At 72.8% G+C, this 13,994-nt stretch carries 15 protein-coding genes; 10 read left to right on the forward strand and 5 right to left on the reverse strand.

The window, feature by feature from the left end:
* Position 1: 1 nt before the first annotated feature.
* From VMF51_RS22620 to VMF51_RS22635, 4 genes are read right to left on the reverse strand one after another with little or no spacing between them, the layout of a single operon-like run.
* Entirely contained in the window at positions 2-2,653 is a 2,652-nt protein-coding gene (locus tag VMF51_RS22620; RefSeq protein WP_325476739.1) for a DUF4157 domain-containing protein, read from the reverse strand.
* Between the two features lie 47 nt (positions 2,654-2,700).
* Complete coding sequence (locus VMF51_RS22625) at positions 2,701-3,660, reverse strand: D-alanine--D-alanine ligase (RefSeq protein WP_325476740.1); 960 nt, start codon at positions 3,658-3,660, stop codon at positions 2,701-2,703.
* Between the two features lie 28 nt (positions 3,661-3,688).
* Positions 3,689-4,210 (reverse strand): DUF3515 domain-containing protein, encoded by a 522-nt coding sequence (locus VMF51_RS22630; RefSeq protein ID WP_325476741.1) that lies wholly within the window; start codon positions 4,208-4,210, stop codon positions 3,689-3,691.
* Between the two features lie 2 nt (positions 4,211-4,212).
* The gene (locus VMF51_RS22635) at positions 4,213-4,449 is read right to left on the reverse strand and encodes an Lrp/AsnC family transcriptional regulator (RefSeq protein WP_244932230.1); all 237 of its coding nucleotides are present in this window, start codon (positions 4,447-4,449) and stop codon (positions 4,213-4,215) included.
* Between the two features lie 138 nt (positions 4,450-4,587).
* Here VMF51_RS22635 and VMF51_RS22640 point away from each other — a divergent pair, with 138 nt between their 5' ends.
* Positions 4,588-5,538 (forward strand): thiamine-phosphate kinase, encoded by a 951-nt coding sequence (locus tag VMF51_RS22640; protein ID WP_325476742.1) that lies wholly within the window; start codon positions 4,588-4,590, stop codon positions 5,536-5,538.
* A 238-nt stretch (positions 5,539-5,776) separates the two neighbouring features.
* On the opposite strand, the gene rpmB is transcribed toward VMF51_RS22640, so the two are convergent.
* Positions 5,777-5,962, reverse strand: coding sequence for a 50S ribosomal protein L28 (gene rpmB, locus VMF51_RS22645; RefSeq protein WP_011756723.1), 186 nt, complete (start codon positions 5,960-5,962; stop codon positions 5,777-5,779).
* Between the two features lie 176 nt (positions 5,963-6,138).
* On the opposite strand from rpmB, the gene VMF51_RS22650 reads away from it, so the two are divergent.
* From VMF51_RS22650 to VMF51_RS22690, 9 genes are all read left to right on the forward strand, one after another.
* On the forward strand, positions 6,139-7,794 hold the full coding sequence (locus tag VMF51_RS22650; protein ID WP_325476743.1) for a DAK2 domain-containing protein: 1,656 nt from the start codon (positions 6,139-6,141) through the stop codon (positions 7,792-7,794).
* Positions 7,791-10,010: an ATP-dependent DNA helicase RecG gene (locus tag VMF51_RS22655; RefSeq protein WP_325476744.1), complete on the forward strand. Its 2,220-nt coding sequence runs from the start codon at positions 7,791-7,793 to the stop codon at positions 10,008-10,010. The genes VMF51_RS22650 and VMF51_RS22655 overlap by 4 nt, the downstream gene beginning before the upstream one ends.
* Positions 10,011-10,020: 10 nt before the next feature.
* Positions 10,021-10,626, forward strand: coding sequence for a 16S rRNA (guanine(966)-N(2))-methyltransferase RsmD (rsmD, locus tag VMF51_RS22660; RefSeq protein WP_325476745.1), 606 nt, complete (start codon positions 10,021-10,023; stop codon positions 10,624-10,626).
* Entirely contained in the window at positions 10,627-11,115 is a 489-nt protein-coding gene (gene coaD / locus VMF51_RS22665) for a pantetheine-phosphate adenylyltransferase (protein WP_325476746.1), read from the forward strand.
* A 113-nt stretch (positions 11,116-11,228) separates the two neighbouring features.
* Positions 11,229-11,744 carry a YceD family protein gene (locus VMF51_RS22670; RefSeq protein WP_325476747.1) on the forward strand — a complete coding sequence of 172 codons (516 nt, stop codon included), beginning with the start codon at positions 11,229-11,231 and terminating at the stop codon, positions 11,742-11,744.
* A 41-nt stretch (positions 11,745-11,785) separates the two neighbouring features.
* A complete protein-coding gene (gene rpmF / locus VMF51_RS22675) occupies positions 11,786-11,971 on the forward strand; it encodes a 50S ribosomal protein L32 (protein WP_325476748.1) in 186 nt (61 codons plus the stop codon).
* The gene (gene rnc, locus VMF51_RS22680) at positions 11,926-12,726 is read left to right on the forward strand and encodes a ribonuclease III (protein ID WP_325476771.1); all 801 of its coding nucleotides are present in this window, start codon (positions 11,926-11,928) and stop codon (positions 12,724-12,726) included. The genes rpmF and rnc overlap by 46 nt, the downstream gene beginning before the upstream one ends.
* A 5-nt stretch (positions 12,727-12,731) precedes the next feature.
* Positions 12,732-13,619 carry a bifunctional DNA-formamidopyrimidine glycosylase/DNA-(apurinic or apyrimidinic site) lyase gene (gene mutM / locus VMF51_RS22685; RefSeq protein ID WP_325476749.1) on the forward strand — a complete coding sequence of 296 codons (888 nt, stop codon included), beginning with the start codon at positions 12,732-12,734 and terminating at the stop codon, positions 13,617-13,619.
* Between the two features lie 77 nt (positions 13,620-13,696).
* Entirely contained in the window at positions 13,697-13,909 is a 213-nt protein-coding gene (locus VMF51_RS22690) for a hypothetical protein (RefSeq protein ID WP_325476750.1), read from the forward strand.
* Positions 13,910-13,994: the final 85 nt, after the last annotated feature.

A 13,994-nucleotide genomic window follows, 5' to 3' on the forward strand; every position in this document is an offset into this window, starting at 1 on the left:
CTCAGCCTCCGATCCCGGCCAGCTGGCCACTGACGATCTCCTTGATGGCCGACTTCCGCCGCTTGAACTCCTCCTGGTGCTTGGCGTTCTTGCGGTACGTCTCGTCGGTCTTCAGCTTCTTGTTCACCTCGTAGAGCAGGTCCAGGTCCTTGTCGTCGATCCGCGCGATCGCCCCGGCCAGGTTGGTCTCGGCGATGATGTGCAGGATCTCCCGGGCGCGCAGCCGGACGGTCGCGTTGTCGCTGAGCAGGCACGTGATCAGGTCGTCGACCTTCCGCTTGCACTGCAGGGTCAGCTTCTTGATCAGCGGCGTGGCCTCCGCCTTCGTCATCACCCGCGCCGTCTTGGTGACCGCCGCGCCGCCGACCATCTTGGCGGCGTTCGTCGGGGTCGCGCCCTTCACCGGCGCCGAGCCGGGGTCGGGGACCGGCGTGGGGCCGGGGGTGAAGATCTTGGTGAACTTCGCCTCGTCCCAGCCGGTGTCGTTCATGATGAGCTGCTTCATCTGCTCGTAGGTGTCGCGCTCCTCGACGTAGGCGTCGTACGCGTCCTTGCGGTCCTGCCACGCGGCGAGCGCCTGCTGGTGGGCCTGCTCGTGCCGCTCCGGCGCCGAGACGGCCGCGTTGAGGGCGCCGCGGGCGGTCTTCTGCTGCTTGTCGACGTTGCCGAAGAAGAACTGCTTGGCCCCCCACAGGACGCCGCGATCCTTCTGGCCGCCGTACTCCATGTCGTTCTTGGCGGTACGCAGCTTGTGCACCCGGCGGCCGCGCTTGACCAGGCTCTTGAGGCCCTTGTAGAGCGCGGACCCGGCCTTGAGGGCCTTGCCGGTGGCCTTGGTGGCGCCGAAGTCGCCGGCCGCGGTGAAGGTGCCGACGGCGTCGGCGTAGTGACCCGCGGCCTCGATGCTGTTGACGGTCGCCGTCTCGCCCTTGCGGCGCTGGCCGAAGCTCGCCACCTTGCCGAGGTCGCGCATCTGCTCGTAGTCCTGGGAGCCCTCCTGGCGGGTGCCGCCGGCCTTGAGGTCGTCCTCGTACTTCGTGCGGAGCTTGGTGCCGTAGCCGAAGTCCTTCTTGCCGGTGGTGCGCAGGAAGGCCAGGAACGCGGTCTTCTCCGCCGCGTGCTCGGTGGCCTTGGCCCAGTCGGCGGTGAGCGGGTTGAACGGCGCGGGCGGCGGAGGAGGAGGCGTCGTGCCGGACTGGATCGGTGCCGAGATGACCGGGGTGGGCGGGCCGGACGGCTTCTTCTTCGTCTTGGCGGCGTCCGGGTCGGGAGCGGCGAGGTCGAAGCTGCCGACCGCGGCCAGGCCACCTGCATGCGCGACCCAGGCGACGTGGAACTCGTGCCACCGCTTGCGGTCGCTGCCCTTGACCTTGCCGCCGGACTTCAGCGCGGTGGCGAACTCGCCGAACCGCTCGGCGCGGACGTCCTCGGGCAGGAACGTGTCCTGCTCGCGCTTGACGTGGGTCTTCTGCCGGCCGAGCTTGCCGGAGGCGACGCTGTCCTCGATGGCCTTCTTGGTCTTGACGGTGCCCTGGTAGGCGTTCAGACCGACGTCGACGAACGGGATCTCGCTACCGGCGATCTCCATGAAGGAGCTCACCCCGGAGGTGATGTTGCCGCCCCCGCCGAGGAGGTTCGTCGCGGCCGACTCCATCTGCTGGGCGCCGAGGTTCTTCCCGATCGAGTCCTGGCTCGGCCCGCCGCCGAGGCCGAAGTCGTAGCTCTGGTAGGCGTGCCAGAGGTTCTCGACCGCGTCCTTGCCCTCCAGCAGGCTGCTGCCGACCTCCTTCAGCCCACCGACGACGGCCATCGTCCCGCCGAAGGCCTTCATGCCGGCTGACCCGGTGAAGGTGTCGGCCTCGTCGAAGGCCTTGCCGTCGTACTTCAGGCCCTCGGCGTCCTTGAGCTGGGGGACCGCCTGCAGGGTGTCGGCGAGGTCGATGAACTCCAGCGGGACGCCCTCGTCGTCGGTGCTGAGCTCGCCCTCGCGCAGGTTGCCGACACCGGAGGTGCCGAAGAGCCCGAACAGCCGGCGGATCGTGGCGTCGGTGCTGCGGCGGGCGGCGGGGGCGTGCCCCGGACCGGCGGCGGGTGCGACCGGACGGCCCGCGTCGACCTGACGCGCGACCTGCTCGGCCTCACGCTCGGCCGGGTCATCGACCCGACCCACGCGGAGCCCGCCGCCACCGCCGGAGGTGCCGTGCTGGTGCTGGCGCACGTGGGTGAGCTCGTGCGCCAGCAGGGACCGGCCCTCGCGGCTGTCGGGGGAGTAGGTGCCCTTGCTGAAGTAGATGTCCGAGCCGAGGGTGAACGCCTTGGCCTGCACGGACCGGGCCACGGTGTCGGCCTCGGCGTCGGCATGCACCCGGACGCCGCTGAGGTCGGTGCCGAGCCGGTCCCCGAGGTCCTGGGCGGTACGGCGGGGGAGCGTGCTGCCCTTGCCGGCCCGCCGGCGGATCGTCTCCTGGACGGCGTCGGGCACGGCCTCGCCGCCCATCACGTCGGTGCTCTCGCCGGCCACGGCCCGGGCGAGCCCCGCGAGCGGGACCGGCGCGGCCGGTGGCGCCGCCTCGACGGTCTCGACGGACTCGTTCTCGGGGAGCGGGCGTCGGGCGCGGCCCTGGCCGCGGGTGGACCGGAGGGAGGACGTCACCCCCTGACCCTAGGGGAACCGCAGGGGTCGGCGCTGGGGTTCCGCGATCAGCGTGCCGCGATCCTCGCCTGCAGCAGGTCGTGCGCGACCTCGCCCAGCGAGGTGTCGCTCGCGGTGCACGCGAACGGCAGGACCGAGGTCTCGGTGGTGCCCGGGGTGATCGCGGTCTCGAGGAGCACGAAGCTGCCGTCGGGGGAGACGATGAAGTCGGACCGGGACAGGTCCGCGAGGCCCAGCACCCGGTGCGCCTCGCGGGCGACCTCCCCGAGCCGCGCCATCAGCTCATCAGGCAGGTCGGGCGCGAGCAGCGAGACGAACTCGGCGGTGTAGCGGGCGCTGAAGTCGAACTCGTGGCCCTTCTCGTACTCGATCGCGATCGGGGTCAGCGAGGTCAGCCCGTCGGCGGTCTCGTGGCACACGACGCTGACGTCGATGCCGTCGTAGAACCGCTCGATCAGCGCGTCCTCGCAGTAGGCGTAGGTCTCCACGAGCGCGGAGGGCAGGACCCCCAGCCCGTCGACCCCGGTGACGCCGAGCGCGCTGCCGCCCCGGGCCGGCTTCACGACCACCCGGTGGCCGAGGCGGTGCATGACGTGCTCCATCAGGGCGGTGGCGCCGATGTCGCGGAAGGTCGTCGCGGACAGGCCGACGCTGTCGGGGACCGGGATGCCGGCGCGGTGCAGCAGCTCGCGGGCGGCGCCCTTGTCCCAGGCCACCTTGCAGGCCCGGCTGCTGGACCCGACGTACGGGAGGTCGATCAGCTCCAGCAGGGTCTGGATCTCGCCGTCCTCGCCGAACTGACCGTGCAGCATGGGGAACGCGGCGACGACCTTGTCGCGCTCGAGGCTGTGCAGCAGCTGGCGGTCGAAGTCGTAGACGTGCGCCTCGACCCCGCGCGTGCGCAGCTCCCGGACCAGGTTGCGGCCACTGGCCAGGGACACGTCACGCTCGTGGCTGAGGCCTCCGGCGATGACGGCCACGGGTCCGGCGAACTCCTCGGTGGTCATAGGACGAGGATCCCACACCCCACCGACGTCAGACGCAGCGCTCGACGAGGTCGAGATGCGCGGAGACCACGGACGCCAGCTCGGCCAGGACGGCGGCGCTGCCCTCGGGCCGGTACTCGGCGGGGACGTCGACCCGCAGCCGCGGCGAGTACCCGGCGGACGTCAGCACCAGGTCGGCCTCGTTGTCCGCGTCCTGCGACGGCGGCACGAACCACCCGACGTCGTTCACGACCAGGCAGTCGGCCGTCTCCCGGAAGTCCTCGGGCTCCGGCGCACCGCAGGAGACGACGATCGGCGGGTCGCCGTACGCCGCCCCGGGGGCGCCCTCGGGCTCGGTGTCCACCGGCTTCTCCCCGGCGAGCGTGTCGGGCAGGTCGGCGACGAGCGCGGCACACGTGGCGGCGTCGGCCTCGTCGAGGTCCGGCGTCGCCAGCTCGACCGGCCCGCAGCCGGTCAGTGCGACCACCAGGGCCGCGCACGCGACGACGCCCCCGGTCCGCAGGGGCCGGGGGCGTCGGAGATCAGCGCGTCGCGTCACATCCGGGCGCACGCTCAGATGTGCACGACCGGGCAGGTCAGCGTGCGGGTGATGCCGTCGAGGGTCTGCACCTTGGCGACGACCAGCTTGCCGAGCTCGTCGACGTTGCGGGCCTCGGCGCGCACGATCACGTCGTACGGACCGGTGACGTCCTCGGCGAGGGTGACGCCCTTGACCTGGGCGATCGCCTTCGCGACCTCGGCAGCCTTGCCGACGTCGGTCTGGATGAGGATGTACGCCTGGACGACCATCGTGCTTCTCCCTGGGTGAGCGGGGGTTGCCCGCGTGTGTGACGGCCTGTGAACCGCTGCTCAACCTACCCGGTCACCCTGCCGTGTCCATAGTCGGCCGCCGGGCCGGAGGCGTCCCGGGTCTGGTGGGATGGGGACATGGCTTTCCCCAGCGACGCGACCCTGGCCGACGCCGGCGAGTTCGGGCTCATCGGCGAGCTCGTCCGGCTCTTCCCGCAGGGCGAGCAGGTGCTCGTCGGCCCCGGCGACGACGCCGCCGTGCTGCGAGTGCGCACCGGCCACGTGGTCGTGTCCACCGACCTGATGGTCGAGGGCCGGCACTTCCGCCGCGAGTGGGCGAGCGGCGCCGACGTGGGGCACCGCGCGGCGGCGCAGAACATCTCGGACATCAACGCGATGGGCGGTACGGCGACCTCGCTCACCGTCGGACTGGCGGCTCCGGCCGACCTGCCGGTGCAGTGGGCGCTCGACTTCGCCGCCGGCTTCGCCGCCGAGTGCGAGCTGGTGGGGGCTAGCGTGGTCGGCGGCGACCTGACCCGCGCCGACCAGGTGGTGATCGCGGTGACCGTCCTCGGCGCCTGCACGCAGGCGCCGGTACTGCGCTCCGGGGCACAGCCCGGCGACGTGCTCGCGCTCACCGGGCGGCAGGGCTGGGCGGCCGGCGGTCTGGCGGTCCTGGGACGCGGCTTCCGCTCGCCGCGGGCGCTCGTGGAGGCCTACCGGCGCCCCGCGCCGCCGTACCAGGAGGGCGCGCGGGCGGCCGAGGCCGGGGCGACGTCGATGATCGACGTGTCCGACGGGCTGCTGGCGGAGGCGGGTCACCTCGCGGCCGACTCGGGGGTGGCGATCGACGTCGACACGTCGTCCTTCGAGATCCCCGAGCCGCTCGAGGCCGTCGGCGCCGCGGTGGGTGCGGACCCGATGAGCTTCGTCCTCGGCGGGGGCGACGACCACGCCCTGCTCGCGACGTTCCCCGACCGGGGTTCGGTGCCCGAGGGTTGGACCGTCGTCGGCACGGTCGCCGCGGGGGAGGGCGTCACCGTCGACGGCACGCCGTACGACGGCCCCACCGGCTGGACGCATTTTTGAGCGCGCCTCGCCCGAGCTCGCGAGGGCGGGGAGGCACGCGCCAGGTCGAGTAGCCCCGCGTCCGAGGCACGAGGACGCGACGGGCGTATCGAGACCAGGTCCGAGGGTCTCGATACGCTCGCTGGCGCTCGCTACTCGACCACCGAGATCCGCTGGCGCTCGCTACTCGACCACCGAGGTTGGCCCAATGCAGAACGGCCCCCGACCGCGAGGTCGGGGGCCGCTCGTCAAGCTGGGGTCAGCGCGTGACCTTGCCCGCCTTCAGGCAGCCGGTGCACACGTTGAGGCGCTTGGGCGTGCCGTTGACGGTCGCCCGGACGCGCTGGATGTTGGGGTCGAAGCGACGCTTCGTGATCTTGCGCGACCAGGGTCGGTTGTTGCCGAAGCCCGGCTTCTTGGCGCAGATGTCGCAGACGGCAGCCACCGTGAACTCCTGATGGATCGAGGTTAGAAAGAGAGAGCCCGCTCAGCGGGCAACCGAGCAAGAGTATCCGACTCCGTGCGTCGGGCGGAAATCGAGCGAGGTGCCGCCCGGTGACCGTCGGTCCCCGACACTAGGGTGTCGGAACGGCGACGGACGAGGCGAGGGAAGGGGAGCGGATGGAGGTCCCGCACAGCGGCGGCGTGCAGCTCGCCGTGGTGCTGCGGTTCGTCGACATCGCCACGGACGCCCTGGCGAGCGCGCGCGAGGAGATCGACGCGCTCAACGTCTACCCGGTGCCCGACGGCGACACCGGCACGAACATGTACCTCACCGTCTCCGCCGCCCGCGACGCGATCCGCGAGGTCGCCGACGCCGACCCCGGCGCCGACGTCCCCTCGGCGCTCGCCCGGCTGAGCCGGGGCGCGCTGCTCGGCGCCCGCGGCAACTCCGGGGTGATCCTGAGCGAGATGCTGGGCGCGATCGTGCGCCGCCTCGCCCGGGCGACGGGCGAGGAGCGCAACGCGGTCGTGGTGGCCGAGGCGCTGCAACAGGCGACGGACGCCAGCTACGCGGCGGTCGGCACGCCGGTCGAGGGCACGATCCTGACCGTCTCGCGGGCCGCGTCCGACGCCGCGGCCCGGGCGGCCGGCGAGCCCGGGGCGCGGGCACGCGACGTGTTCGCCGCGGCCGCGCAGGCGGCCCGCGAGGCGCTCGCGCGCACCCCCGAGCAGCTGCCGGTGCTGGCCGAGGCCGGGGTGGTCGACGCGGGTGGTCGCGGGCTCAGCGTGGTGCTCGACGCGGCCGAGACGGTGCTGACCGGCCGCCGTCCGGTGCCCGTCACCAGCCCCATCGGCCGCCACACGATCCCGGTGCCGCTCGGTGCCGGCCCTGATCTCAGCCCGGACGGCCCGGCGTACGAGGTGATGTACCTCCTCGACGCGGACGACGACCGGGTGAGCGAGCTGCGTGGCCGGTTGGCGGCCCTCGGCGACTCGCTGGTCGTGGTCGGCGGCGACGGCCTGTGGAACGTCCACGTCCACGTCGACGACGTGGGCGCCGCGATCGAGGCCGGGATCGAGGCGGGCCGGCCGCACCGGGTGCGCGTCACCCACTTCGCCGAGCAGGTCGCCGAGGCGCGGTCGCGTCCGGACGCCCGGGTGGGTCGTCGCATCGTCGCGGTCGCGGCGGGTCCGGGCCTGGCGAGGCTCTTCGAGGAGGCGGGGGCGGTGGTCGTGCCCGGCGGTCCGGGCCGGCGTCCCTCGACCGGCCAGATCCTGGAGGCCGTCACCGCCTGCGGGGCCAGCGAGGTGGTGCTGCTCCCGAACGACCACGACTCCGTCCGGGTCGCCCAGATCGCCGCGTCGACGGCCGAGGCCGACGCCGACGGCGGTCTGCGGGTGGCGGTCATCCCGACGCATGCGCAGGTGCAGGGGCTCGCGGCGCTGGCGGTCCACGAGCCCGGTCGCGGCTTCGACTCCGACGTCCTGGAGATGACCGCCACGGCCCGCCATGCGCGTCACGGCGCGGTCACCGTGGCGGCCCGCCAGGCGATGACGATGGCCGGACCGTGCGAGGTCGGCGACGTCCTCGGCGTGGTGGCCGGCGACTTCGCGGTGGTCGGCTCCGAGCAGTACGCCGTCGCGACCGACGTCGTCGACCGGCTGCTCGGCGGCGGCGGCGAGCTCGTGACGCTCGTCGCCGGCGAGGAGGACGCCGAGGGCTCGCTGGCGACCCGGGTCGCCGGCTACGTCGAGGAGCACCACCCGGCGGTCGACGTCGTCGTCTACGACGGCGGCCAGGAGCGCTACCCGCTGTTGGTGTCGGTCGAGTGATCGGTTTCGACTCACCCATCGCCACGGTCTTCGGCTCCGAGACCAAGAAGCGGGACCAGGTGATCAAGGGGCTGCACCTGGAGACCGTCGGGGACCTGCTGCGGCACCTCCCGCGTCGCTACATCAGGACCGGCGAGCTCACCAAGGTCGACGACCTGGAGGTCGGCCAGGTGCTGACGGTGGTCGGGCAGATCGTGAAGAGCGACATCAACACCTACCTCGACCGGCGCACCGGCCGGACGGCGTACCGCCTGGACACGGTGGCGAGCACCGACGGGCCCTCGCTGCGGATGTCGTTCTTCGCCAAGAACAAGGGCGTCGCCGCCTTCAACGCCAAGCGCCTCGCCGTGGGCCGCCGGGGCATCTTCGTCGGGCAGGTCAGCTCCTTCAAGGGCAACTGGCAGCTCACCAACCCGCAGCTGACGCTGTTCGGCGGCGAGGACGACGACGGGGAGGAGCCCGTCGAGATCCCGGCGCTCTTCCCGGTCTACCCGCTGACCAAGGGCGTGGAGTCCTGGGACCTCCAGCGGGCGATCACCTTCGCCCGCACCGTCCTCGACGACGTGCCCGACCTGCTGCCGGTCGAGGTCCGCGAGCGCTACGACCTCGTCGAGGCGCGCACGGCGCTGAACTGGGTCCACGCCCCCGACGACTACGGCCAGGTGGGGGCGGCGCAGCGGCGCTACCGCTTCGAGGAGGCGCTGGTGACCCAGGTGGTCCTCGGCCGCCGGCGGCGAGCGCTGCGGGCACAGGGCGCCCAGGCCCGCACCGGTGGCGGCGGGCTGCTGGCGGCGTTCGACGAGCGACTGCCGTTCGAGCTGACCGCGGGCCAGCGGTCCGTGGGCGCCGAGATCGAGGCGGACCTGGCCGAGGCCCATCCGATGAACCGCCTGCTCCAGGGCGAGGTCGGCTCCGGCAAGACCCTCGTGGCGCTGCGGGCCATGCTGCGGGTCGTCGACTCGGGCGGACAGGCGGCGCTGCTGGCCCCGACCGAGGTCCTGGCCCAGCAGCACCACCGCTCGATCACGGCCATGCTTGGCGACCTCGCCGCGGGCGGGATGCTGGGCGGAGCCCCGGAGGCCACGTCGGTCGAGCTGCTCACCGGCTCGATGACCAAGACCCAGCGCACCGCGCCGCTGAGCCGGCTCGCGAGCGGGGAGGCCGGCATCGTGATCGGCACCCACGCCCTGCTCGAGGACACGGTGCAGTTCGTCGACCTCGGTCTGGTCGTGGTCGACGAGCAGCACCGCTTCGGTGTCGAGCAGCGGGCCGCGCTCACCGACAAGGCGGGCAGTCCGCCGCACGTGCTGGTGATGACCGCGACCCCGATCCCGCGCACCGTGGCGATGACGGTCTTCGGCGACCTGGAGACGTCGGTGCTCACCGAGCTGCCCGCCGGTCGGGCGCCGATCCAGTCCACCGTCGTCCCGCTCGCCGACCACCCGTCCTGGGTCAACCGGGTCTGGGAGCGGGTGCGCGAGGAGGTCGCCAAGGGGCACCAGGCCTACGTCGTCTGCCCGCGGATCAGCGGTGACGTGCAGGAGACGGGCGAGGAGGACCAGCTCGACCTGGACGCCGACGGCCGGCCCAAGGCCGCGCCGGGCGCGCTCGCCGCCGTCGAGGAGATGGCGAGCGAGCTCGCGGACGGGGCGCTGCAGGGCCTGCGGATCGCGGTGCTCCACGGTCGCCTCGCGCCCGACGTCAAGGACCAGACGATGCGGTCCTTCGCCGCGGGCGAGATCGACGTGCTGGTCTCCACGACCGTCATCGAGGTCGGCGTCGACGTCGCCAACGCGACCGCGATGGTCCTGCTCGACGCCGACCGGTTCGGCGTCTCCCAGCTCCACCAGCTCCGCGGCCGGGTCGGGCGAGGCGGCCTGCCCGGGCTCTGCCTCCTCGTCAGCCGCGCCGACGCCGGTACGCCGGCCCGGGAGCGGCTCGACGCCGTGGCCGCGACGACCGACGGCTTCGAGCTGAGCCGGGTCGACCTCGAGCAGCGACGCGAGGGTGACGTGCTGGGCGCCTCGCAGTCCGGCTTCCGCTCCAGCCTGCAGAGCCTGCGGGTGCTGCGCGACGAGAAGACCATCGTGTCGGCCCGCGAGGCCGCGAACGCGCTGCTCGACGACGACCCGGACCTGGCGGGGGCGCCGCTGCTCGCCGCCGAGGTGGCCCGGCTGGAGGCGTCCGCGCGCTCCGAGTTCCTGGACAAGTCATGAGGGGACCGCGATGACCCGGATCATCGGTGGCCAGGCCGGCGGCCGGCGACTGCAGACGCCCGGCGGTGCCGCGACGCGTCCCACGAGCGACCGGGTCCGCGAGGCCCTTTTCTCCTCGGTCGAGTCCTGGTGCGGCACGCTCACCGGTCTGCGCGTCCTCGACCTGTACGCCGGATCCGGCGCGGTCGGCCTGGAGGCGTGGTCGCGCGGAGCCGGCGTCGTGACGCTGGTCGAGTCCGACCGCCGTACGGCTGCTCTGGTCGGTGCGAACGCGCGCTCGCTGGGCTTCGCCCGGGCCGAGGTGCTGGCCGCGTCGGTGAGCAGCGTGCTGGCGCGTCGCCCGTCCGCCCCGTACGACCTGGTGTTCCTCGACCCGCCGTACCCCCTCGACGACGCGAGCGTGGCGGCCGACCTCGCCGCGCTGGTGGAGCACGACTGGCTGGTCCCGGGCGCCCTGGTCGTCGTCGAGCGCTCCGTGCGCAGCCCGGAGCCGGCGTGGCCGGACGGCCTGTCGCTGGACCGCCGACGCGCCTACGGCGAGACCGTGCTTTGGTACGGTCACGCCGCCCAGCCAGACGACCCGTCCGGTGACCCTCTCGACGAACAGGAGTGCTGAGTGCGCCGCGCTGTCTGCCCCGGATCCTTCGACCCGGTCACCAACGGGCACCTCGACATCGTCGGGCGTGCCGCGTCGCTGTTCGACGAGGTCGTCGTCGCCGTCGGGGTGAACGCCTCCAAGCGTCGGCTCTTCTCCGACGAGGAGCGCATCGAGATGCTGCAGCAGGCCTGCGCGGGCTTCGACAACGTCAGCGTCGCCGGGTTCAGCGGGCTGCTCACGACCTTCTGCGAGGAGCGCGGCATCCACGCCATCGTCAAGGGCCTGCGAGCGGTCTCCGACTTCGACTACGAGCTGCAGATGGCGCAGATGAACGCCTCGCTGACCGACGTCGAGACGGTGTTCGTGCCGACCAGCCCGGAGTACTCCTTCCTGGCCTCCAGCCTGGTCAAGGAGGTCGCCTCCTTCGGGGGCGACGTCTCGTCGCTGGTGCCGGGCTTCGTCAACGCGCGGTTGACCGCCCGGTTGGCCGAGCGCCGGGGGGAGTGAGGACGGGCGCTGGTTTGGTCGGTGGTCCGTCGGCCGGATAGCATTCCTGAGTTCTGTCAGTGCCCGGACCCGGAAGTGATCTCCTGACCAGCCTGGACCCGAGAGCGCCGCTCGTGCTCGACACCCGCGAGCTCGGCCGCCGCCCGGGGTCCCAGCGTGAGGTGACGCAGACGGTTCCGGCTCCGGCGGAGCTGGGCATCGAAGTCCTCCATGTCCCCGAGGGTGCGCCGGTCGAGATCGACCTGCGCCTCGAGGCGGTCATGGAGGGGGTCCTGGTCACGGGCACGGCGCGAGCCGCGCTCGAGGGCGAGTGCGTGAGGTGCCTGGAGCCGATCTCCGACGACGTCGAGGTCACGTTCCAGGAGCTGTACGTCTATCCCGAGCACCAGACCCCGCACGACGAGGACGACGACGTCAGCAGGCTGCAGGACGACCTGGTCGACCTGGAGCCGCAACTGCGGGACGCGGTGGTGCTTGCACTGCCGTTCCAGCCGCTGTGCGAGGACGACTGTCCCGGACTGTGCATCGAGTGTGGTGCCCGGCTCGCGGACGATCCCGACCACCAGCACGACGCGCCGGTCGACCCACGATGGGCCGGGCTGGCAGCGCTGAAGAACGACGACGAGTAGTGCAACTGGGCCGACCTCCGGCCCCGGATGAGGAGAGAACAGTGGCTGTCCCGAAGCGGAAGATGTCGCGCAGCAACACGCGTCACCGTCGTTCGGCCTGGAAGGCCGTCGCCCCGACGCTGGTGACCTGCGCGAACCCCGCCTGCGGTGCCAAGCACCTGCCGCACCGCGCGTGCGGCACCTGCGGCCAGTACGGCGCGCGCGCCGCTCGTCGTCAGGTCCTCTGAGCAGCAGCGCGTCCGGTCCGCTGACCACCTACGCAGAGCTCCGCAGCGCGCTCGGGGATCCGATCCTGGACCCCGAGCTGCTGGAGCGTGCCCTCACCCACCGCTCGTACGCCTACGAGAACGGCGGGCTGCCGACCAACGAGCGCCTGGAGTTCCTGGGCGACTCGGTGCTCGGCGTCGTCGTGACCGAGAAGCTCTACCGCACGCACCCGGACCTGTCCGAGGGACGGCTCGCGAAGCTGCGGGCCGCGGTCGTCAACGCCCGCGCGCTCGCGGGCGTGGGGCGGTCGATCGGGCTGGGGGAGCACGTCAAGCTCGGTCGCGGTGAGGAGACGACCGGCGGCCGGCAGAAGGCGTCGATCATCTCCGACACCGTCGAGGCCGTGATCGGCGCGATCCACCTCAGCGGCGGCTTCGAGGTCTCCGCGGAGGTCGTGCACCGCCTCTTCGACCCGCTCATCGAGGCCGCGTCCGCCATGGGCGCCGGTCTCGACTGGAAGACCTCGCTCCAGGAGCTCGCCGCGGAGCACTCGCTCGGCGTGCCGGAGTACGTCATCGAGGACGCCGGCCCCGATCACATGAAGACCTTCACCGCCCAGGTGCGGGTCGCCGACCGGCTCTACGGCAACGGCGTCGGTCGCTCCAAGAAGGAGGCCGAGCAGGCCGCGGCCGAGACGGCGTACGGCGAGATCGCCGCGGCCGTCGGCACTACCGACCCCGCGCAGGACGCGGCCGAGCAGGCCGCCGCCGAGTAGCTGCGGTGCCCGAGCTCCCCGAGGTCGAGGTCGTCCGGGCCGGCCTCGAGCGCCACGTCCTCGGCGCCACGATCACCCGGGTCGACGTCCTCCACGACCGGCCGGTCCGGCGCGACCCGCGCGGGCCCGCCGGCTTCGCGGCCGCCCTCGCGGGCCGTCGCATCGCCGCCGCCCGGCGCCGCGGCAAGTACCTCTGGCTGCCGCTCGACAACGGCGACGCCGTGCTGGCGCACCTCGGGATGAGCGGGCAGCTGCTCGTCCAGCCCCCGGGCGCGCCCGCCGAGCGGCACCTCCGCATCCGGCTCGCGCTCGACGGGGCCGACGAGGGACGTGAGCTGCGCTTCGTCGACCAGCGGATGTTCGGCGGGCTGTCGGTCTCCGCGGGCGGTGCGGACCTGCCGCCGGAGATCGCTCACATCGCCCGCGACCCGCTCGACCCGGAGTTCGACGACGACGCCTTCGTGGCGAAGGTACGCCGCCGCCAGTCCGGCGTGAAGCGGCAGCTCCTCGACCAGAACCTCGTCTCGGGCGTCGGCAACATCTACGCCGACGAGGCGCTGTGGCGCTCCCGGATCCACGGCGAGCGGCCGGGGGACCGGCTCAGCGCCGTCCAGGTCCGCGAGCTGCTCCGGCACGCCCGGGAGGTGATGGCCGACGCGCTCGGGCAGGGCGGCACGTCGTTCGACGCCCTCTACGTCAACGTCAACGGCGAGTCCGGCTACTTCGACCGGTCGCTGCACGCCTACGGCCGCGAGGACGAGCCCTGCGACCGGTGCGGCACCCCGATCCGGCGCGTGGCGTTCATGAACCGCTCGTCGTACTTCTGCCCGGTCTGCCAGCCGGTGCCGCGGCGCCGCCGGACCACCGCCCGTAGGCCCCCGCTCTCAGATTGACCCCAGGGCCTCGTGGTGGGACTCTTGAAGACGGTCCGCCAGAGTGGGCCGCACCCCCAGACCCGGAAGGCTAGTCCATGGCCAAGGCGCTGATCGGCTACCTGAACAGCGACCTGCGAACCCCCACCCGGCTCGTCGCCGACAACGCCCGGTTGCGGGCGCGCGTGGGTGAGCTCGAGGCACTCGTCCTCAAGCTCTCGGAGGAGAACGACAAGCTCGTCGCGGCCCGCGCCGCCGAGCTGTTGGAGATCGAGACCTCGCCGGCGCTGCAGGAGATGCAGCCCGCCTGAGCAGCACCCTCTCGGACCGGTCGGCAAACCGCTCCCGTTCGCGGCGCTCGCGCGCGTTAGAGTGACCCCGCTGAGCTTCCCCCGC

Origin of the sequence: Nocardioides sp., assembly GCF_035503875.1 — a bacterium.
Lineage (GTDB): Bacteria > Actinomycetota > Actinomycetes > Propionibacteriales > Nocardioidaceae > Nocardioides.